The organism is Actinomadura sp. 9N215 (assembly GCF_044326345.1).
In the GTDB taxonomy this organism is placed as follows: domain Bacteria; phylum Actinomycetota; class Actinomycetes; order Streptosporangiales; family Streptosporangiaceae; genus Spirillospora.
On record NZ_JBIRBA010000048.1, the window covers coordinates 18,275 to 38,106 of the forward strand.

Genomic DNA, 19,832 nt, shown 5'->3' on the forward strand with positions numbered 1-19,832 from the left:
ACCAATGCCGTCAGGCGGCCTGGAGGGTGAGCCAGGATTGTTCTAGAGAGTCGTCGGGGCGAGTGCAGAAGTAGACGCGGCCGGGATCGCCCCAGTACCAGCCAAGGCGCTCGTCGGAGTCGAGTTGGAGCAGCAGGCGCCACTCCTCTACGGCCGTTTGCTCATCCGGCGAGAGCGGCGGGGGCCGGAGGGAGTCCAGCGGGCGGCCCGTTGAGGCGTACAGGCAGTCGGGGCCGATCGGGCGCTGGACAAGGGCCGGCCACCCGCCGAGTTGATGTGCGGGTGCCTCGTCCGGCGAGGCGTGCTGCGACCAGACGGCGTGTAGCTGCTCGTAGACGGCCAGGAAGCCGCTGTAGGCGGCCTCCAGTCGGCGCATGGAAGTCTCCCGGGGCGAGGGCAGGGAGAGGAACGGGGCGGCGCTCAGGCGGGTCTGGGGACTGGCCGACGCGCCGGGCGGTGGGACGGTCTCGCTGAGCTCGCCGGTGAAGATCCGCCAGCCGTCCCGTTGCGCCGCTTCGTCGCCCCACGGCCTGGGCGTCTCGCTCGCGTAGTAGAACGCGGCCTTGCCGGACGAGGGAAGGCCGGGAATGTCGCCGAAACAGCCGAGGACGGCGAAGTCGATCGCGCCGAGGAAGTCGAGGTGGCGTCCCTGCCACCGAGGCCAGGGCCCGCCCGGCGGCAGCAGCGGGACGCCGCCGAGGTGGACGGGGACCTCACCGCCGGCGCCCAGCCTCAGCGCGGGCTTCGCCAGCGGCAGCAGGACGGCCGCGATCTCGGGGGGCAGGAAGACGGCGAAGAGGGAGCGGAGCCGCCGATACTGTGCCGCGAAATGATCCATGCACGTAGCGTTACGCAGCCCCGACCCGGCACGCAGCCTCCGGCGAAATTGTGGATAACTTCGTCAGCGGCGTTCGAGGGCGCCCGCGAGCTGCACCAGGAAGCGGTCGACCTCCCGCTCGTCGTACCCGGGCCCCAGCCGGACGACGCGGAACGTGCTCTCCCGCACGTCCCGGGCGGACAACGGCGGGGCGGTTCCGCGCAGGCCCGCGACCACGCGGTCCAGGAACGCGTCCACGTCGCGGACGTCGTAGCCCGAGCGCAGGCCCGCACCCGCGAACCGGGCGTTCTGGATCCAGTTGATCAACCAGGCGGGTTGCGCGCGCGGACGGCCGGGCCGGTCCGCGATCGGCCCCCTCGCCTGGAGTTCCAGGATGCATTCGCGTACCAGCCGGTCCACGGCATGGGGCTCGTAGCCGCGCAGGACGACGTCGAAACGCGTCCTGCGCACGTCGTCCGCCGACATCGGAGGCCCGCCGTTCAGCGCCTGCGAGACCCGTCTCAGCAGGCCGTCCACCTGCTTCCTGTCATAGCCGCGCAAGACCACCGGCAGCCGCGCATCCGCTCTCACCGCGCACCTGCTCCTCAGCCGTGTCCCCGCGCCCGCGCCGCGAGGGACGCGCGCGGGACGCTCAGTCCTTGGTCGACGCGGCCAGCTGGCCGCAAGCCCCGTCGATCTCCCTGCCCCGAGTGTCTCGCACCGTGACCGGGATCCCGTGGGCCTCGAGCCGCCGGACGAATTCGCGCTCGTCCTCGGGCCGCGACGCGGTCCACTTGGAACCCGGCGTCGGGTTCAACGGGATCAGATTGACGTGTACGAGTTTCCCACGCAAGAGCCTGCCTAGAAGGTCGGCCCGCCACGCCTGGTCGTTGACGTCCTTGATGAGGGCGTACTCGATCGAGACACGCCGTCCGCTGCGGTCGGCGTAGGCCCAGGCCGCGTCCAGCACCTCCGCGACCTTCCAGCGGTTGTTGACGGGCACCAGTTCGTCGCGGAGCTCGTCGTCGGGCGCGTGCAGGGACACCGCCAGCCGCACGGACATGTCTTCGGCGGCGAGCTTCTCGATGGCCGGGACGAGCCCGACGGTCGACACGGTGACCGCGCGCTGCGAGATGCCCAGCCCGGCGGGTGCCGGGTCCGTGATGCGCCGTACCGCGCCCAGCACCGCCTTGTAGTTGGCCAATGGCTCGCCCATGCCCATGAAGACGATGTTGGAGACGCGACCGGGCCCGCCAGGGATGCGCCCCCGGGCCAGTGTGCGCGCACCTACGGCGACCTGTTCGACTATCTCGGCGGTGGAAAGGTTGCGTGTGAGCCCTGCCTGCCCGGTCGCGCAGAACGGGCAGTTCATGCCGCAGCCCGCCTGGGACGAGACGCACATCGTGGCCCGGTCCGGATACCGCATCAGCACCGACTCGAACAACACGCCGTCGAACGCCTTCCAGACGGTCTTCAGCGTCGTCCCACCGTCGCAGTCCATCTCGCGCACCAGGGTGAGCAGCGAGGGCAGCAGCTCGGACACCAGCCGCTCGCGGACGGCGGCGGGCAGATCCGTCATCTTGGCCGGGTCGTCGACCAGGCGGGCGAAGTAGTGCCGCGACAGCTGGTCGGCCCGGAACGGCTTCTCACCCAGCTCGACGACCGCCTCGCGGCGTTCCGCCGAGGTGAGGTCGGCGAGATGCCTGGGCGGCTTACCGCGCCTAGGAGCGGCGAAGACGAGTTTCGCCGGGGTCTTCTTGGACGAGGCACCGGCGACAGCGGGCTGAGTGGTAGACATGGTGCTCCCAGTGTGGCAAACACCTGCCCATGCATCGTCCGTCTACGGACTTCCCCTAACCCGCAGCGCGACATTCCTGCACATGACCTTGTGTGGGACTAAGGTCTCGATCATGTCGGTTTTGCGCAGGGGCCCCGCCTCTCCCCGGGGATCCACGGCCAAGGTCGTCCACGCCGCGGTCAGCCCGTACGGCAGCCGGCGGCTCGCCATCGAGACCGACGGCGACGTCACCGCGGCCTACCTGAAGGACGCACGGGACTCGGTGGTCGGCGCGGTGTGGGTCGCGAACCATCGCAAGGCCCCATCGAACCTCGACCAGTCCCGCCTGGACGCCGGCCGAGCGCCCCTCCTGCCCGAGTCCCATGTACGGCACCCGGCCGGACGCGCGGCCCTGGACGCCGAGGGCCTGGAGGTCGTGTGGTTCGAGGAGGGCGACGGCGTGGCCGTCCTCGACGGCGGCGACCCGCTGTTCGTGATCCCCGGCTGGTCCGACATGGGACGCGGCATCCCCGGCTACGCCCGTGACGCCACGCGGCAGAGCCCGTTCGCCTTCCCGCTGGACGAGGAGATCGAGGAATTCGCGCTACGGATCGACCGGGCACGCGAGCACTGGGAGATGTGCCGCGCCGACGGTTCCTGGGCGGACTTCCAGCAGTCGGTGCTCGGACACCTGCTGCAACGGCTCGGCCCTGGCGGCCACTACTGGCATGACGTAGGACGGCAGCTAGGAAACGGGCGGACAGGCGTGCCCCCGACAGTAGGCGTTTCGGAACGTCCCGCAAGGGGCGACCGGGAGTTCACCGTCCTGAGCACGGTCGGCATGTGCCGCCAACGAATGCCCACGGTCGAGCTGTACGAGGACGACGTCGCCCCCTACGGGCGGATAGAGCTGGCCGTGGCGAGCACCCTCCCCAGCCAGCGGGCGGGCAGCATCTTCCCGTGGCTGGCGCAGTACCCGTGGCGGTCGGTGACTTGGTTCGCGCCCGGCGACGTCGTCAAGTGGTACCACGAAGCCCGCACGTTCCCTCTGCGCAGCGGCGAGTCGGCCTGGGAGGGTGTGCTTCTCCTGGACGATCCCGGCCGCCTTGCCGGTCCCGAGGCCCCTGACCTGACCGGGCTTAGGCTGAACGGCGATCCCGTCCGGTGGCTGTGGCTGGTGCCCATCAGCGGCGAGGAGCACCGCTACGCCAAGAACGAGGGCTCGGACGCACTCGTACGGCGCCTAGCCCAGCAGCGGCGCTCCTGGGTCGTCTCCTAGCTCGGGACGAACAGTTCCAAGAGGAGCCAGACGACCGGGGCCGTCACCACCAGGGAGTCCAGGCGGTCCATCACCCCGCCATGCCCTGGAAGGATCGTTCCCAGGTCCTTGATGCCGAGGTCGCGCTTCATCATCGACTCGACGAGGTCGCCGGCGGTCGCGGTGACCACGACGGCGAGACCGACCAGGACGCCCTGCCAGATCCGGCCGCCGTCCAGCAGCCACCACACCAGCCAGCCGCCGACGAGCATGCACATGAGGGCGGAGCCGGTGACTCCCTCCCACGTCTTCTTCGGGCTGATCGTGGGCGCCAGCTTGTGCTTGCCGAGGAACGATCCGGCGAAGAAGCCGCCGGTATCGCTGGCCACGGTGGTGGCGATGAAGATGACGGTGCGGTGGTCGCCGTCGTCCGGGCGCATGAGCAGCGCCACGATTCCGCCCACCAGTACCAGGTAGCCGGTCACGAGCGCCCCGGCGGAGACGTCGCGCACGTAGCCGTCCGCGCCCTCGGTCATCCGCGTCATCAGCAGGGCGAGCATCGTGAGGGACACGGCCGCGACCGTGGCCGTGGGGCCCCACACGTAGGCCGCGACCGGTGTGCCGACCATGCCCGTCGCGACCGGGATGAACGGGACGCGGATGTCGCGGCTCTTGAACGCCTCGGTCAGCTCCCGCATGCCGACGAAGAGGAACACCACCATCACGGCAAGGAAGATCTCCTTGACCGTGTAGAGAGAGAGCAGTACCAGGGAGCCGAGCGCTAGGCCGACGCCGATCGCGAGGGGGAGATTGCGGCCCGTCCTGGGCCGGCGCTTACCGTCGGACGTCCCGGAGGGGTCGGACGTCCCGGAGGGAGGGTCGGCAGGAGACGCACCGCTGGAATTCACGTCCCCGGAGAACGCGCCTTCGAAGACCGTTGCCCCGGACGGCACGTCCTCTGAGAGCGCGTCCTTGGAAGTCGTGTCAGACGGGGGTCCGTGTGCGCGCGCGCCCACACCACCTGTGGCGCCGGAGGACGAGGGGCGCTCGGGGGAGGTGTCCGATGCCTGCCCGGCCATGTCGGCCTCCGGCTCATCCGGGGAGCGCGAGGGCTCCCCGGCGTCGTCGAGTCCCATCAAACTTCGAGCAGTTCGGCCTTCTTGTGCTCGAGCAGTTCGTCGATCTGCGCCACGTAGCGGTGCGTGGTGTCGTCGAGTTCCTTCTCGGCACGCCGGACCTCGTCCTCCCCCGCCTCGCCGTCCTTGGCGAGCTTGTCGAGGGCGTCCTTGGCGCGGCGGCGGACGTTGCGGATGGAGACCCGGCTCTCCTCGGCCTTGTGGCCCGCGACCTTGATGAACTCCCTGCGCCGCTCCTCCGAGAGGTCGGGGAAGACGACCCGGATGACGTTGCCGTCGTTGGTGGGGTTCACGCCGAGGTCGCTGTCGCGGATCGCCCGCTCCACCGCCTGCATGGACGACTTGTCGAACACCTGGACGATGACCATCCGCGGCTCCGGCAGCGTGAACGACGCGAGCTGGTTGATCGGCGTCGGCGTGCCGTAGTACTCGGCGGTGATCTTGTTGAACATCGCGGGGGTGACCCGGCCGGTGCGGATGGCCTGGAAGTCCTCCTTGGCGACCGCGACCGCCTTCTCCATCTTCTCCTCTGCCTCGAGGAGGGTCTCGTCGATCACTGTGACTCCCATGTCATCTGGTCGGCCCTGGTCGCGGGCCCGCGATGCGTTCCGTACCGCGTTCCCGCATTCGGTTCCGGGCTGCGGTCAGCCCTCCGCCGGGCTGACCAGCGTGCCGATCTTCTCACCCCGGACGGCCCGGACGATGTTGCCCTGCCCCATGAGGTCGAAGACCACGATGGGGAGCGCGTTGTCCATGCAGAGGCTGATGGCCGTGGCGTCCATGACCTTCAGGCCCCGCTGTAGAACTTCACCGTATTCCAAACGGTCGAACTTGACCGCGTCTGGATTCTTTCGAGGATCGGCATCATAGACACCGTCCACTTGTGTGGCCTTCAGTACGGCCTCGGCACCGATCTCCAGAGCGCGCTGGGCGGCGGTGGTGTCGGTGGAGAAGAACGGCTGTCCGAGGCCTGCGCCGAAGATGACGACGCGGCCCTTCTCCAAGTGCCGGATGGCTCGCCGCGGAATGTAGGGCTCGGCCACCTGGCTCATGGTGATGGCCGTCTGCACGCGCGTGTCGAGGCCGAGCTTCTCCAGGAAGTCCTGCAGCGCGAGACAGTTGATTACGGTGCCGATCATTCCCATGTAGTCGGCGCGTCCGCGGTCCATCCCGCGCTCGGCCATCACGGCGCCGCGGAACATGTTGCCGCCGCCGCAGACGACCGCCACCTGCACGCCGTCCCGCACGGCCTCGGCGATGGCCTCCGCCACATGCTGGACGATCTCGGGATCGATGCCCAGCGGGTCGCGCCCTGCGAAAGCCTCACCGGAAAGCTTCAGCAGTACCCGTTTCCACCCGGCGCGCGGTGCGTGCTGACCGGGCGTGTGCGGATCCGCCTCATGCCGACCGGCCGCGCCGCCGCTGGACGAGTTCCCGTCGGACGGCTTCCCGCCCGACGACGAGGCCGCCGTCGCGCTAGTGGTCGTCTTGTCCGGCACGTCGGCGGCCTCCTCGTAGCTTCGCGTTCTCTCGGGTATCCGTCTCCAGAGTGCCCCTAAGCCTGCCCGACCTTGAACCGGGCAAAGCGGACGACCTTCACACCGGCCTCGTCGAGGACCTTCGCGATCGTCTTCTTGCCGTCCTTCACGAACGCCTGCTCGACCAGCACGAAGTCGCGGAAGTAGGCGTTCACCCGACCCTCGACGATCTTCGGGATGGCCTGCTCGGGCTTGCCCTCGTCGCGGGTGAGCTGCTCGGCGAGCGCCCGCTCCTTCTCGACCGCCTCGGCGGGGATCTCGTCACGGGTGAGGTACTTGGGGGCCATCGCCGCGATCTGCTGGGCGATGTCCTTGGCGACCTCGGGGTTCTCCGCGTCCAGCTCGACCAGGACGCCGTTGGTCGGCGGCAGGGACGGGTCGGACTTGTGCAGGTAGCTGGCCACGTAGGCGCCCTGGAAGTGGGCGAAGCGGCGCAGCTCCAGCTTCTCGCCGATCTTGGCGCTGTTCTCCTCGATCAGGGCCTGGACGGTCTTGCCCGGCTCGATCTCGGTGCCCAGCAGGGCCGGCGCGTCGGAGACGCCGCTGCCCGCGGCGAACTCGACGAGGCGGTTCGCCAGCTGGATGAACTGCTCGTTCTTGGCGACGAAGTCGGTCTCGCAGTTGAGCTCCAGGAGCGCTCCGTCGCCGGAGTTCGCAAAGTGCTCGGCGACCAGGCCGTTGGCAGCGGTCCGCTCGGCGCGCTTGCCGACGTCCTTGGCGCCCTTGAGGCGCAGCAGTTCCGTGGCCTTCTCGAAGTCGCCGTCCGCCTCGGTGAGGGCGTTCTTCACGGCCATCATGCCGGAGCCGGTCAGGTCGCGTAGCCGCTTGACGTCAGCGGCGGTGAAGTTAGCCATCGCTCTCTTCGCTTCTCTCGTCGTTGGTCGTGGGACCCGCGACGGTCCCGGCGGCACCCGCGTGGGGCCGCCGGGACCGCGGGATCAAGCCTGCTCGGCCTCGGCGGGCTTCGGGGCGTCCTCGCCCTGGGCCTCGGCCTCGGAGCTCGCCTCGGACTCCACGGGCGCCTCCGCCGGTGCCTCGGCCTCCGGTGCCTCGGCCTCCGGTGCCTCGGCCTCCGCGGCCTCTGCCGTCTCCGCCGCCGGTGCCTCGGTCTCTGCCGGGGTCTCTGCCGGGGTCTCCGCAGGGGCATCGGCCGGAGCCTCGGCCGGGGTCGTGGCGGGCGCCTCGGCGGCGCTCTGCTCCGGCTTGAGCAGGTCGCGTTCCCACTCCGCCAGCGGCTCCTCCGAGCCTGCCGACGCGGCGCCCTCGGCGGGCTTCTCGTCCCCGCCGGGCGCGGCGCCGGCGCGCGCGATGAGACCGTCCGCGACGGAGTCGGCGACGACGCGGGTCAGCAGGCTGACGCTGCGGATGGCGTCGTCGTTGCCCGGGACGGGGTAGTCGACCTCGTCGGGGTCGCAGTTCGTGTCCAGGATCGCCACGACCGGGATACCGAGCTTCTTCGCCTCGTTGACGGCGATGTGCTCCTTCTTGGTGTCCACGATCCAGATGGCGCTCGGGACCTTCGCCATGTCGCGGATACCGCCGAGGGTGCGCTCCAGCTTGTCCTTCTCACGGCGCAGGCCGAGAAGCTCCTTCTTGGTCATGCCGGAGCCGGCCACATCGTCGTAGTTGATCTCCTCCAGCTCCTTGAGCCGGGTGAGCCGCTTGTGGACGGTGGAGAAGTTGGTGAGCATCCCGCCGAGCCAGCGCTGGTTGACGAAGGGCATGCCGACCCTGGTGGCCTGCTCGGCGATGGACTCCTGGGCCTGCTTCTTGGTGCCGACGAACAGGATCGTCCCACCGTGGGCGACCGTGGCCTTGACGAACTCGAAGGCGCGGTCGATGTAGGACAGCGACTGCTGCAGGTCGATGATGTAGATGCCGTTGCGCTCGGTGAGGATGAAGCGCTTCATCTTCGGGTTCCACCGGCGGGTCTGGTGACCGAAGTGGACGCCGCTCTCAAGGAGCTGCCGCATGGTGACGACGGGTGCCATTGCCCGTGTTCTCCTTCTCTGGCCCTGCCGGGCCGCATTTGGTTGTACGCCTGCGCCCGGGTGTCGTCCCACCGTCGCCGTTGCGACGGACCGAGGGACGGCGCCCCACCATGTCTGCGGTGGCATGCGGACGCGTGAAATCAGCCGCCGGGGTCTCCCAGGCGGCTGTGACCCGTTCCCGGGTCTGTGGCCTCTCCGCTCGCCGCGGCTTCTCGCCGTTCCTCCCTGGGGGCGGATCGTCGACGGCCTGGCCTGGCCGATGCCCTCTCGGACACGACTACAGATTATCAGGGCGCGGACGCGTCCGGGAATCAATGACCCCGCCGGTTATCCACAGTTCGCCGACCCCCTCGAACCTCGCCGGCCGGGGCGGCAGGCTTCGGTGCATGACGTTGCTGACCCTGCTCCTCACCTGCATGATCACCGCTGGGACGCCTCTCATGGACGTCTGGAAGTCGGGCCAGGACGCCTGGCGCTGGCCTTTAGGGCCGCCGGCCCCGCAGGTCGTCCGAACGTTCAGCCCGCCCGCGTCCCCGTGGGGTCCCGGCCATCGCGGCGTCGACCTCGCAGGGCGGCCAGGGCAGCCCGTCTACGCCGCTGGTCCTGGGCGCATCGCCTACGCCGACCGTCTGGCCGGACGTGGAGTGGTCGCCATCGATCACGGCACCCTCCGGACGACCTATCTGCCCGTCCGTCCCAGCGTCGGCGTTGGGCGCCGGGTCACGTCCGGTACCCGGATCGGCACGCTGGAGGACGGCCGCCACTGCCCGGCGCCGTGCCTGCACTGGGGCCTGCTACGCGGCTCCCTGTACCTGGACCCGCTCCATCTGGTCCGGAGCCAGATACGCCTGCTCCCCCACTGGGAGCGTCCTGCGCCGTCCCACTCCGAACACGCCCCAGAACCTGCACCCGAGCCAAGGACGGCGCTCCGGGACGCCACCACGGCGACAGGCGGCGCACTGACCGGCATGGCCCTGGCCTTCACCTTGGCCTTCGTCTGGCGCCGCACCCGCGTGCGCTTCCGCCTGCACCGCCGCCGCCGTCCGCCGCCAGGCGTCATCAACCTGTCCCAAGAACGCCGCCTACGCCGCACGCCCTGACCAGCCGTGCCTGCCGCTCAGCCCTTGGGCGGCAGGCCGCCTGGCCAACAACGGACGTCTCCTGACCCGCGCCGCTGCGAAGCCACCGTTTCACAGCACCACCGTGGAGGGCCCTCCGGCCACCTGACATGGGCCAGGCCTTATTCGGATTGGGCTCCGCGTGGGTGGGCCTGGCGGTGGACCTGTTTGAGCCGCTCGGCCGACACGTGGGTGTAGAGCTGAGTCGTCTGCAAGGAGGCGTGGCCAAGGATCTCCTGGACGCTTCGCAGGTCGGCTCCGCCTTCGAGCAGGTGGGTGGCGGCGCTGTGACGGAGGCCGTGCGGGCTCAGGTCGGGCACCTGGCCGACCTCGGAGATCCGCGTGTGGACGATGCGGCGGGCACTCGTCGGGTGGAGGCGTCCCCCGCGAGCGCCCAGGAAGAGGGCGGGGCCGCTGTCGTCCGTCGCCAGGTCGGGGCGTCCCGCGCGCAACCAGTCCTGGACAGCGCGGACGGCCGGTTCCCCCACAGGGACGGTCCGTTCGCGTCCGCCCTTGCCAAGGACGCGGACCGTTCTGCGACCGGTGTCCAGGTCGTCGATATCCAGACCGCACAGTTCACTGACCCGGACGCCCGTCGCGTAGAGCGTTTCGAGTACGGCCAGGTCGCGGAGCCCCAGGGGGCCTTGGGCGTCCATCTTCTCCAGGAGACGTGCCGCCTCGTCGCGGGTGGCCACCCCGGGGAGATCGCGCTGCCGTTTTGGGGTGCCGAGCAGCAACCCTGGATCGTCTGGGAGCAGGCCGCGCCGGTGCAGATGCCGGGTGAACGCGCGGGCGGCCGCCGTGCGGCGCGCCAGGGTGGAGCGGGATCGGCCCAGAGCGTGCTGACGGGCGAGCCAGGCGCGCAGGAGCGAGACGTCCAGTCCGGCTGGTTGCGTCACGCCGATGTCTGCGGCGTGGCCGATCAGGTCGTTCAGGTCACCGAGGTAGGCGCGCAGCGTGTGCGGTGAGACGTCGCGTTCGGCACGCAAGTGGCGGCCGAAGTCGGAGACGGCGTCTTCGAGCGCGTTGGTCACAGCGTCACGCTGCGCCAACGGCCGTCACGAAGCAAGCACCGAACACCGCTTTGCAGCGAATCGCCGGAAATGTTCGACGAAGTTATCCACAGGCTGTCGTTCTTCGGCGACGCATCGTGACATCCAGGCATCGTCGATGCCAGGAGGTGAGGCCCGTGAACGCCCACATCAGCCTCGGCCGGCGCGGTGAGGACGCCGCCGTCGCCTACCTGGTCAAGCTCGGCTGGACGATTCTCGACCGCAACTGGCGGTGCCGCGAGGGCGAGCTCGACATCGTCGCCCACGACGGCCGGAGGCACGTCATCTGCGAGGTGAAGACCCGCGGCTCGGCGCGCTTCGGAGATCCCCTCGAAGCGATCACCACGGACAAGGCGGCCCGGTTACGGCGGCTGGCCTGGCGGTGGGCCGCCGCACACGGCGTCAGCGGCGCGCTCGTGCGCGTGGACGTCCTCGGCCTGCTCACCGACGGCGACGGCTTCTCGATCGACCACCTGCGGGAGGTGTGCTGATGACGCTCGCGAAGACCCGTTCGGTCTCCCTCGTCGGGGTGGACGGCTGCGTGGTGGACGTGGAGGCCGCCATCACCAGCGGCGTCCCCGGCCTTCATCTGGTCGGCCTCCCCGACACGGCGCTCAGCGAGGCCCGCGACCGCGTCCGTGCCGCGATCTTCAACTCGAATGAGGATTGGCCGAACCGCCACGTCACGGTGTCGTTGTTCCCGGCGAGCATGCCGAAGAAGGGTTCCACCTTCGACGCCGCAATCGCCGTCGCGCTGCTCGCGGCGGCGGAGGTCGTCCCGGCACAGGCCTGCGCCGACCTGGTACTGATCGGCGAGCTCGGCCTGGACGGCCGCATGCGGCCAATCCAGGGCGTGCTGCCAGCGGTGCTGGCCGCGGCCAACCAGGGGTGCCGGACGGTCGTCGTCCCGCGCGCCAACGCCGCTGAAGCAGAACTCGTCCCGGGCATGAAAGTGGTGTCCGCGAGTTCCCTTCGCAGTCTCCTGTGCATTCTGCGTGACGAGCCGCCGCCCATCGAGGACGACGAGGACACCGGCACGTCATTCCCCGCCGACGGGCTCGCCCTGCGGCAGCCGGACACGCCGCCCGATCTGGATCTGGCGGACGTCCGCGGGCAGGCCGAGGCACGCCGAGCCCTGGAGATCAGCGCCGCCGGAGGGCATCATCTCTTCTTCGCGGGCCCGCCCGGATGCGGGAAGACGATGCTCGCGGAGCGGCTTCCGACGCTGATGCCGCCGCTGGAGCCCGACATCGCGCTGGAGGTCACGGCGATCCACTCGGTCGCGGGAACGCTGCGGCCGGGCCAGCCGCTCATCACGCAGCCGCCGTTCTACGCGCCGCATCACACCGCCTCGCGGCCCTCGATGGTCGGCGGCGGCTCGGGCCGCGTCCTCCAGCCGGGCGCCGTGTCCCTCGCCCACAGAGGAATCCTCTTCCTGGACGAGGCCCCGGAATTCTTCGGGGGAACTCTGGACGCCCTTCGCCAGCCCCTTGAAGAGGGCGAGGTGAGAATCAGCAGGATCGAGGGCATCGCGCATTTCCCGGCGCGGTTCACGCTCGTCCTGGCGGCGAATCCGTGCCCGTGCGCCGCGGCCAAGCAGGTCGACTGTTCCTGCGCCCCCGGCACGCGCCGCAAGTACGCCTCTCGCCTGTCCGGCCCGCTCCTCGACCGCATCGACCTCAAGCTCGAACTGACACCGGCCAGCCGGGCCGAACTCCGCTACGACCTGGAGTTCGCCGAGTCGAGCAAGGTGGTGGCCGAACGCGTGCTGCTCGCCAGAGAACGGACGCTCAGGCGCCTGGCCGGTACTCCGTGGCGCTGCAACTCCGAAATCCCCGGTCCGGAACTGCGCCGCCGTTTCACGCCCCCTTCGGACGCGATGGAGGGCGCCGACGAGGCCCTGCAGAGAGGCGCGCTGAGCGCCCGCGGCCTCGACCGCGTCCTGCGGGTCGCGTGGACCATCGCGGACCTGGCGGGCCATGACGAACCGGGCCCGGACGACATCGGCGGCGCGCTCACCCTGTGGTCGGCGGGGCGCCAATGAGCGACGAACGCACCGCCCGCGCCACCCTCACCGCGGTCGCCGAACCCGGCGACGCCTTCCTCAACCGGATCATCGACCATTCCGGCCCGGAGCAGGCACTCGAATCGATCCGCACCGGTCGGCTCCCCGACGACGTGCCCGCCGACCTGAAGGAGATCAAACGTCTCGAACACTGGCGGATCCGCCTGATCGCCGCAGAACCCGACCAGGACATGGCCGTCTGCGCCCAGTTCCGCGGACGTCTCGTCTGCCCGGGAGACCCCGAATGGCCGACGACGCTCGACGACCTCGGGAGCGGCCGCCCCTACGCGCTGTGGCTTCGCGGCCCCGGCGACCTGCGATTCAGCTGCCTGCGCTCGGTCGCCATCGTCGGTTCCCGCGCCGCATCCCCCTACGGCACCCGGACCGCGGCCGACTTCGCGTCCGAGCTGGCGGACGCGGGCTGGACGGTGATCTCCGGCGGCGCCCTCGGCGTCGACGCGGCGGCCCACCGGGGCGCCCTGGCCGCCGACGGCCCCACCGTCGCCGTTCTCGCCAACGGTGTCGACATCCCGTACCCGGCGTCGAACGAGGGGCTGTTCGCGGAGATGGCCCGGCGTTCCGTCCTGGTGAGCGAGTCGCCGCCGGGCGCCCACCCGCATCGCCTCCGGTTCCTCGTCCGCAACCGGGTGATCGCCGCGCTCTCCCGCGGCACGGTCGTCGTGGAGGCGGAGGCCCGCAGCGGCGCCCTCAACACCGCGTGGTGGGCGGCCAAACTCGGCCGCATGGTCATGGCCGTGCCCGGCCCGATCACCAGCCGCTCGTCGGTCGGATGTCACCGGCTCCTGCGCGAGGACGGCGCCACCCTCATCACCCGCACAGCGGAGATCGTCGAGGCCGTCGGACGTCTCGGCGACGACCTCGCCCCGCCGCGCCAGAGTCCCGTCCTTCCTCGCGACCGGCTGGAACCGGTCACCCGGTCCGTCTTGGAGGCGTTCCCCGCCCGAGGTCCGGCCGGTCCCGCGCAACTCGCCGTCAAGGCGGGCGTGGACCTGGGGACGATCAACGCGAAGCTGGGGCTCCTGGCCGCCGCCGGTTTCGTCGAGCGAACGTCTTCAGGCTGGCGCCTGACTAAGGAGGGCAAATCCCCAAAAGGCCCGACCGACGACGACTCCCCGCCTGCGGCAACCTCTTAACAGGAGCTCGAATGACCCGCCCAAGAACCTCCAGCCGAACGGCTCGCACCATCCTCATGCCACCAACAACTCAAGACATCCAGCGGATGCGCCGACCCACTCCCCGTCGGGACGCCTCCCGCCAGATCGCAGCCTTCCTCCCGTTCTCACGACACCGACACCCTCACGACAGCAGCGGACTCGCGACAACCGAAAGGCGGGGAATCGACCGACGACCGCTGCAACGCGCCTGCCCGCGACGCCTGAGGCGGTGCCGAGTCACCCTTACCGTGACTCACCACCTCCCCACGCCTCAACGCATCCCTCCCTACTCAGACCCGGCAAGTCCGAGCCGGGCGGGTGTCACCTGGCGAATGAGCCGAAGCCCCGGGCGATCTCACGAAAAACCGTGCACCAGCCCAAACGGACCTTGAGCCACTCTGAGCCGCTCTCCCAGCCATCACGACACCATTCCATCCATAGGCGTGAAGGCCCACCGCGCTCTACCGAAGGGAAGCCACAGTCTTTCACCGAGTCCTAGCCGGCAACGCGTCCACGAACGGATGCGCCTCACCGGCTCGCTCAATCCGCAGGCCGAGCACACGACGCCACCAACCACAAAGAGATCCGCTTCCGTCCAGAACAAGCAACGGCTCATGACCTGAGACGCCTCGACGGCCCGCTAGAACCACACGCCGAGCCCACGACACGAAGCGTGAAGGAACCCGATTCACCGTCCGAAACACGACACGCCCAAGAACGAGGACGCATCACCGGAACGTTCGAGCCGGCTACCGATGCAGTCAGCTAGGAAGGAGCCGCTTCACTGGTCCGAAGGGAGCTCGAAGTCGCTCTTGGCGAGTTCTTCGACGTTGACGTCCTTGAAGGTGACGACACGCACGTTCTTGACGAAGCGGGCAGGACGGTACATGTCCCAGACCCAGGCGTCCTGCATCGTCACCTCGAAGAAGACCTCGCCGTTGTCGACGCTGCGCACCTGAAGGTCAACCGAGTTGGTGAGGTAGAACCTGCGCTCGGTCTCGACGACGTAGGTGAAGAGCCCGAGGACGTCGCGGTACTCGCGATAGAGCTGCAGCTCCATCTCGGTCTCGTACTTCTCGAGATCCTCGGCGCTCACGCTCGTGCCCCTTCCGTGCAGCCCTCGCCGGGGACCTCCCCTTCGGTCTCCTCCACCAAGGCCACCTCTCCATTGTTACGCAAGGCACGTCCCACATTGACGTAGGAGAACCGATGCTCTGGACAGGGTCCGTGCGCGGCGAGCGCCTTGCCGTGCGCGCGGGTCACATACCCCTTGTGAAGGTCGAATCCGTACTCCGGGTAACGCTCGTGGAGGGCCACCATGATCCGGTCTCGGGTGACCTTCGCGACGATGGACGCGGCGGCCACGCACGCCGCAGCCTGGTCGCCTTTGATCATCGCGAGCCCGGGGACGTCCAGGCCGGGCACGGGGAAGCCGTCGCTGAGCACGTAGGCGGGGCGCTTGTCCAGGGCGGCGAGAGCCCTCCGCATCCCGGTGACGTTGCAGCGGTGAAGGCCGATCCGGTCGATGTCGTGACACGGGATGATGACCGCGCTCCAGGCGTACGCGCGGGCGGTGATCTCGGCGTACAGTTCCTCGCGCCGCGCGGGGGTGAGGAGCTTGGAGTCGGCGAGGCCGTCGATCCTGCCCCGTCCCCCCTGAAGGATCACCGCGGCGACGACGAGCGGCCCCGCGCACGCGCCCCGCCCCGCCTCATCGACGCCGGCGACTGGGCTGAGCCCCGCGTGATCCAGGGCGCGCTCGTACGCGTGCAGCCCCGCGTCACGGCGTGGCGTGAATCGAAGTGGACGACCCTTCATGCTCCGCAGCGTACGTCTCCGCGGCCCTCCGCCGCTCCCTGAACGCCGCCGTTCACGTCATGTCCCTGATCACCCGACGGCAAGACCCACCGGCCAGCGAAAGACCACACAGCCCGCGCTCCGCGTGGACGGAAATTGACCGACGCTTGAACTCACCAGATCGAGAGGTCCTCACCAGGAACACCTCCGGCCGCACCCCGGCCCGGCCCGACCAGCTGCCAGGACTTCAAGGAGATCAGCGACAGCGAACGACGTTCGTCACGTACGCGCCGTTTGTGCTCGCCCAGCTCGCCGGACCCCTTGTCGGCCAGGCATTGGAGAACGAGGAATGTCGACAGCCTCTTGATGCCCGCCGCTAACCCGCCCATCGAGCCACAACGCAACCGCAGCACCGACTCCACAAACCCAGCAGGACCAGTAACCCTGCGCCACCCGGCCTCAGCACACCCTATTCAAGGGTCCACCGCCGGAGCGCGTCGGAAACGCGCGGGTCGGTCGGGGCCTCAGCAAACTCACTCAAGCGTCCACCCAACCCAGCGCAGACGACCACTCGACACCACGACCCCAATGACCGGTAGCCCGCACATCCGCCCAGTACGCCCGCCGAAGCACTCGCCCTGCCTTAGCACGGACGCCTACGCAGGCTCGAACCCCTCAGCACGATCGGCACTTCGCACGACCCGGGTCGGTGTATCCACCAAGCCGTCCAGCCGACCCCGATACAGATGTCTACGCAGACTCGAAGGGCCAGCATGATCAGGGACCCGCACGGCTTGCCTCGGCACGCGCGCTCACCTCCGCCTACCGTCCGCCCAACCCCGGCGCAGGCGATCACACCGACCGGAAATCGCCGGGCGAACACTGGATTATGCGTGAAAGGCCGCCTCAATTCCTTCGACATCACCATCGAAGGCTGACTTACCACGCACGCAACTGACCTGAGCAAGATCGAGTCACGCCGTTGATTGGACGGACCCGCGGTGAAGGAAAGGGCGGTCGTGAGGGCAGAGGCGTTCAGATGTTCTTGAGGCGCCGGCGTCTTAGGAGATAGGCGAGGGGGAGCGTGCAGATGACGCCTAGGGCGTAGGGAGTGGCGGGGAGGGCGGCGGCCAGCGCGTTCTGTTTGAAGGTGTCGGGAATCGGGAGGGTGTCCATGCGGTCCAGCGGCCAGACGATGACGAAGGCGCGGCCAATGACGCGGTCGATCGGGATGGTGCCGCCGCCGGGGTCGCCGCGGTGGGAGCGGGAGTCATAGGAGAGTTCACGATGGTCGCCCATGACCCAGAGCTGGCCCGGCTTCACGGTCACGTCGAACGGATCGTTGGACGGCTTGTTCCGCTCGTGCGTGATCGGGTCGGTGAAGAGGTAGGAGTTCTCGTCCAGCGCGACGCCGTTGACCGTGACACGGCCCTTGGCGTCGCAGCATTTGACGTGGTCGCCGGGGATGCCGATGACGCGTTTGATGTAGTCCTTCTCGTTGGGCGCGACGCCGAAGGCGGTGCCGACGGCGCGCAGCGCCTTGGAGACGGGGTTGCCCGGCTCCTCGACCTGGATCTCCGGGTCCCAGGAGTCGAGGCCGTTGAAGACGATGACGTCGCCGCGGGCGATGTCACGGGTGTGGTAGACGATCTTGTTGACGAGGACGCGGTCGCCGACCTGGAGGGTGTTCTCCATGGACCCGGACGGAATGTAGAAGGCCTGGACGGCGAACGCCTTGATGATGAGGGCCAGCACGACGGCGACGACGATGAGGACGGGGAGTTCTTTCCAGAACGACCCCTGCTTCTTCTTGCGCTTGCCGTCGTCCTCCGAGTCGTCGGCCGTCTCCTCGGCCGAGTCGCCGGGCTCCTTCTCTTCGGGCACCGCGCCCTCGGCCTCGGATCGCACGTCTCTCCGATCATCCTCGTCAGTCATCAGAGCGAAAGCCTAGCGGCGCAGGGTCCCGTGGACCCTGCCCGTGGGCGTGTCGCCGAGGACCAGCCCGACCATTTCCGTCCGAAACTGGCAACGCCCCGGTCACCCTTACGGGTTCCCGGAGCGTTGTCGTTCATTGGCTCAGATCGGCCCTTTTCATCCTTGGCGATCGGGTGGGTCGCCGTCTCGTTGGCGGGTGAAAAGGACTCAGTGGTCGCGCTTCTCCTTGATGCGCGCGGCCTTACCGCGCAGATTGCGCAGGTAGTAGAGCTTGGCGCGGCGGACGTCGCCGCGGGTGACGACCTCGATCTTGTCGATGGAGGGGCTGTTGATCGGGAACGTCCGCTCGACGCCGACGCTGTAGCTGACCTTGCGGACGGTGAAGGTCTCGCGGGCGCCGCCGCCCTGGCGCCGGATCACCACGCCCTGGAAGACCTGGATACGGCTCCGGTTGCCCTCGGTGACACGCACGTGCACTTTCAGCGTGTCGCCCGGACGGAAGTCCGGGACGTCGGCGCGCATCGCGGCCTTCTCGATCTCCTGGATCAGGGTGTGCATCGCAGCGGTTCCTCATGGTCGAACGCGGGCGTCGAGAGGCCCCGGTGGGTCTTTCGTGGGGGCGTCGCGCCGCGGGAAGCGGTAGTGGGGTGCCGTGCCGTCTGGACGCACGGACGCTTTAGTCTGCCATACCTTCGCCGTCAACCGGAAAACCGGCTTCGCGGAGGACGGCGCGGTCCCGTTCGTCGAGGTCCTCCCGGGCGAGACGGGCGAGCAGGTCAGGGCGCTGCCGCGCGGTGCGCCGAAGCGCCTCGTCGCGGCGCCAGCGGGCGATCGCGCCGTGATGGCCTGACAGGAGAATGTCCGGGACGGGCCGTTCCCGCCAGACGGGGGGCTTGGTGTAGACGGGGCCCTCCAGGAGGGACTCCATGGTGCCGGGCGCGAACGAGTCGTCGGCGATCGAGTCGGCGTTGCCGAGGACACCGGGCAGCAGACGCCCGATCGCCTCGATCATGACCAGCACGGCGACCTCTCCACCGGCGAGCACGAAGTCGCCGAGGCTGACCTCGTCCACGGGCATCCGCGTGCGGGCCTCCTCGACGACGCGGGAGTCGATGCCTTCGTAGCGTCCACAGGCGAAGACCAGCCACGGTTCGGACGCGTACTGCGCCGCGAGCGCCTGCGTGAACGGCCGCCCGGACGGCGTAGGAATGATCAGCCGCGGCACCGCTCCCGGGAATGGCGGTGAATCCCCGTCGGCTACCGTCACGCCGGTTTGCTGCACGGTCCCGGAGGACGGGAGGGGGCTCGCACCCGCGGCCTCCCCGCCGGGCTGCGAGACGGCCCCGGAGGACGCGGATGGGCCTACGCCTGATGCGTCCACGCCCGGCCGCGGCACGGCTTCGGTGGGCAGGAACGGGCCCACACCACCGACTCCCGCGCCAGGCCGCAGCGCGACCCCGGAGGACGCTGATTGACCTACACCGGAGGCCTCCGCGCCGGGCCGCGGCACGGCCACTGGGGACGGCGGACTCGCACCGGCCACCTCCCCGCCGAACTGCGAAACGGCCCTGAGGCGCGCCGGTGGGCCAACGCCAGATGCGGCTGGGCCGTGGAAGGTGACGCTCGTGAAACCCGGGTTGGAAGGGGGTGTTTCTGCGCCTGAACCTCCTTCCGTGCTGGCGGAGGTGGTGCCAGGCCAGCGTTGACCGGGGTGTCCCTCGTCCTGGGGGCCTGCGCCCGTGGAGTCTGAGCTGGGGCGCCCGCTTCCTGGAAAGAGCGCGCCTGGAGAGACCCCGCTGGGGGAGGCCGCATCGAAGGGGGGCAGGCCAGAGAGAGGCGGGCCGGTCGGGGGTGACCCAGAGGAAGGCGCGCCCGTAGCGAGCGGGCCGAAGGCGGGTGGGGCTGAGGAAAGCGGGTTGGACGGGGGTGAGCCGGCGGGGGGTGGATCAGAAAGAAGTGGCTCGGAGGAAGGCGGGAGTGAGGAAGGCAGAACCGAGGGAGGCGAACCGGAGGGAGGCAGGTCCGAAGAGGGTGAGCCGGAGGACGGCAGGTCCGAAGAGGGCGAACCGGAGGACGGCAGGTCCGCGGAAGGTGAGCCAGAGGACGGCACGTCCGAAGAGGGCAAATCGGGGGACGGCGGGGCCGCGGAAGGTGAGCCGGTGGGGGGCAGGCT

Annotated in this window: 19 protein-coding genes and 1 pseudogene; 5 read left to right on the forward strand and 15 right to left on the reverse strand. The window is 69.5% G+C overall.

Translation table 11 applies throughout. From position 1 onward, the window contains the following. Positions 1-10 precede the first annotated feature (10 nt). The 3 genes from ACH34T_RS42805 to rlmN form a co-directional block, all read right to left on the reverse strand. Positions 11-838, reverse strand: coding sequence for a DUF1963 domain-containing protein (locus tag ACH34T_RS42805; protein WP_396026757.1), 828 nt, complete (start codon positions 836-838; stop codon positions 11-13). Positions 839-901: 63 nt separating this feature from the next. Further along, positions 902-1,408, reverse strand: a complete 507-nt coding sequence (locus ACH34T_RS42810) for a DivIVA domain-containing protein (protein WP_396026758.1) — start codon at positions 1,406-1,408, stop codon at positions 902-904. A gap of 61 nt (positions 1,409-1,469) precedes the next feature. Then, positions 1,470-2,615 carry a 23S rRNA (adenine(2503)-C(2))-methyltransferase RlmN gene (rlmN, locus tag ACH34T_RS42815; protein ID WP_396026759.1) on the reverse strand — a complete coding sequence of 382 codons (1,146 nt, stop codon included), beginning with the start codon at positions 2,613-2,615 and terminating at the stop codon, positions 1,470-1,472. 112 nt (positions 2,616-2,727) lie between these two features. Here rlmN and ACH34T_RS42820 point away from each other — a divergent pair, with 112 nt between their 5' ends. Continuing rightward, positions 2,728-3,873 (forward strand): suppressor of fused domain protein, encoded by a 1,146-nt coding sequence (locus ACH34T_RS42820; RefSeq protein ID WP_396026760.1) that lies wholly within the window; start codon positions 2,728-2,730, stop codon positions 3,871-3,873. On the opposite strand, the gene ACH34T_RS42825 is transcribed toward ACH34T_RS42820, so the two are convergent. From ACH34T_RS42825 to rpsB, 5 genes are all read right to left on the reverse strand, one after another. Then, the gene (locus tag ACH34T_RS42825; protein WP_396026761.1) at positions 3,870-4,805 is read right to left on the reverse strand and encodes a phosphatidate cytidylyltransferase; all 936 of its coding nucleotides are present in this window, start codon (positions 4,803-4,805) and stop codon (positions 3,870-3,872) included. The genes ACH34T_RS42820 and ACH34T_RS42825 overlap by 4 nt on opposite strands. 182 nt (positions 4,806-4,987) lie before the next feature. Further along, complete coding sequence (gene frr, locus ACH34T_RS42830; protein WP_395971846.1) at positions 4,988-5,545, reverse strand: ribosome recycling factor; 558 nt, start codon at positions 5,543-5,545, stop codon at positions 4,988-4,990. An 87-nt stretch (positions 5,546-5,632) separates the two neighbouring features. Next, positions 5,633-6,331 (reverse strand): UMP kinase, encoded by a 699-nt coding sequence (gene pyrH, locus ACH34T_RS42835; RefSeq protein WP_328374081.1) that lies wholly within the window; start codon positions 6,329-6,331, stop codon positions 5,633-5,635. Positions 6,332-6,543: 212 nt separating this feature from the next. Further along, positions 6,544-7,380, reverse strand: coding sequence for a translation elongation factor Ts (tsf, locus tag ACH34T_RS42840; RefSeq protein WP_396026762.1), 837 nt, complete (start codon positions 7,378-7,380; stop codon positions 6,544-6,546). 84 nt (positions 7,381-7,464) lie between these two features. Further along, positions 7,465-8,517: a 30S ribosomal protein S2 gene (gene rpsB / locus ACH34T_RS42845; RefSeq protein WP_396026763.1), complete on the reverse strand. Its 1,053-nt coding sequence runs from the start codon at positions 8,515-8,517 to the stop codon at positions 7,465-7,467. Positions 8,518-8,903: 386 nt separating this feature from the next. Between rpsB and ACH34T_RS42850 the strand changes: the two genes are divergently transcribed. After that, positions 8,904-9,617: a murein hydrolase activator EnvC family protein gene (locus ACH34T_RS42850; RefSeq protein ID WP_396026764.1), complete on the forward strand. Its 714-nt coding sequence runs from the start codon at positions 8,904-8,906 to the stop codon at positions 9,615-9,617. 140 nt (positions 9,618-9,757) lie between these two features. Here the strand turns inward: ACH34T_RS42850 and ACH34T_RS42855 are convergent, their stop codons facing one another. After that, positions 9,758-10,669 (reverse strand): tyrosine recombinase XerC, encoded by a 912-nt coding sequence (locus ACH34T_RS42855; RefSeq protein WP_396026765.1) that lies wholly within the window; start codon positions 10,667-10,669, stop codon positions 9,758-9,760. A 155-nt stretch (positions 10,670-10,824) separates the two neighbouring features. Here ACH34T_RS42855 and ACH34T_RS42860 point away from each other — a divergent pair, with 155 nt between their 5' ends. The 3 genes from ACH34T_RS42860 to dprA are packed head-to-tail and all read left to right on the forward strand — an operon-like array spanning position 10,825 to position 13,906. Beyond that, entirely contained in the window at positions 10,825-11,178 is a 354-nt protein-coding gene (locus tag ACH34T_RS42860) for a YraN family protein (protein WP_396026766.1), read from the forward strand. Next, positions 11,178-12,731 carry a YifB family Mg chelatase-like AAA ATPase gene (locus ACH34T_RS42865; RefSeq protein WP_396026767.1) on the forward strand — a complete coding sequence of 518 codons (1,554 nt, stop codon included), beginning with the start codon at positions 11,178-11,180 and terminating at the stop codon, positions 12,729-12,731. Before ACH34T_RS42860 ends, ACH34T_RS42865 begins: the two co-directional genes overlap by 1 nt. Then, on the forward strand, positions 12,728-13,906 hold the full coding sequence (gene dprA / locus ACH34T_RS42870) for a DNA-processing protein DprA (protein ID WP_396026768.1): 1,179 nt from the start codon (positions 12,728-12,730) through the stop codon (positions 13,904-13,906). The genes ACH34T_RS42865 and dprA overlap by 4 nt, the downstream gene beginning before the upstream one ends. A gap of 802 nt (positions 13,907-14,708) precedes the next feature. Here dprA and ACH34T_RS42875 read toward each other — a convergent pair. From ACH34T_RS42875 to ACH34T_RS42900, 6 genes and pseudogenes are all read right to left on the reverse strand, one after another. Further along, the gene (locus ACH34T_RS42875; protein WP_328352814.1) at positions 14,709-15,023 is read right to left on the reverse strand and encodes a DUF2469 domain-containing protein; all 315 of its coding nucleotides are present in this window, start codon (positions 15,021-15,023) and stop codon (positions 14,709-14,711) included. After that, on the reverse strand, positions 15,020-15,745 hold the full coding sequence (locus ACH34T_RS42880) for a ribonuclease HII (RefSeq protein ID WP_396026769.1): 726 nt from the start codon (positions 15,743-15,745) through the stop codon (positions 15,020-15,022). Before ACH34T_RS42880 ends, ACH34T_RS42875 begins: the two co-directional genes overlap by 4 nt. Before the next feature lie 152 nt (positions 15,746-15,897). Further along, the gene (locus ACH34T_RS42885) at positions 15,898-16,146 is read right to left on the reverse strand and encodes a hypothetical protein (RefSeq protein WP_396026770.1); all 249 of its coding nucleotides are present in this window, start codon (positions 16,144-16,146) and stop codon (positions 15,898-15,900) included. Between the two features lie 613 nt (positions 16,147-16,759). Beyond that, the gene (gene lepB, locus ACH34T_RS42890) at positions 16,760-17,632 is read right to left on the reverse strand and encodes a signal peptidase I (protein ID WP_396026771.1); all 873 of its coding nucleotides are present in this window, start codon (positions 17,630-17,632) and stop codon (positions 16,760-16,762) included. 234 nt (positions 17,633-17,866) lie between these two features. Then, a complete protein-coding gene (gene rplS / locus ACH34T_RS42895) occupies positions 17,867-18,217 on the reverse strand; it encodes a 50S ribosomal protein L19 (protein ID WP_089312872.1) in 351 nt (116 codons plus the stop codon). Positions 18,218-18,335: 118 nt separating this feature from the next. Then, positions 18,336-18,917, reverse strand: a pseudogene (locus ACH34T_RS42900) (tRNA (guanine(37)-N(1))-methyltransferase); the annotation flags it as partial. Between the last annotated feature and the right edge of the window lie 915 nt (positions 18,918-19,832).

Coding starts and splice junctions, on each gene's coding strand:
- ACH34T_RS42805 (WP_396026757.1), bottom strand. CDS start 838: ATGGATCATTTCGCGGCACAGTATCGGCGGCTCCGCTCCCTCTTCGCC.
- rlmN (WP_396026759.1), bottom strand. CDS start 2,615: ATGTCTACCACTCAGCCCGCTGTCGCCGGTGCCTCGTCCAAGAAGACC.
- ACH34T_RS42820 (WP_396026760.1), top strand. CDS start 2,728: ATGTCGGTTTTGCGCAGGGGCCCCGCCTCTCCCCGGGGATCCACGGCC.
- tsf (WP_396026762.1), bottom strand. CDS start 7,380: ATGGCTAACTTCACCGCCGCTGACGTCAAGCGGCTACGCGACCTGACC.
- rpsB (WP_396026763.1), bottom strand. CDS start 8,517: ATGGCACCCGTCGTCACCATGCGGCAGCTCCTTGAGAGCGGCGTCCAC.
- ACH34T_RS42850 (WP_396026764.1), top strand. CDS start 8,904: ATGACGTTGCTGACCCTGCTCCTCACCTGCATGATCACCGCTGGGACG.
- ACH34T_RS42865 (WP_396026767.1), top strand. CDS start 11,178: ATGACGCTCGCGAAGACCCGTTCGGTCTCCCTCGTCGGGGTGGACGGC.
- dprA (WP_396026768.1), top strand. CDS start 12,728: ATGAGCGACGAACGCACCGCCCGCGCCACCCTCACCGCGGTCGCCGAA.
- ACH34T_RS42880 (WP_396026769.1), bottom strand. CDS start 15,745: ATGAAGGGTCGTCCACTTCGATTCACGCCACGCCGTGACGCGGGGCTG.
- rplS (WP_089312872.1), bottom strand. CDS start 18,217: ATGCACACCCTGATCCAGGAGATCGAGAAGGCCGCGATGCGCGCCGAC.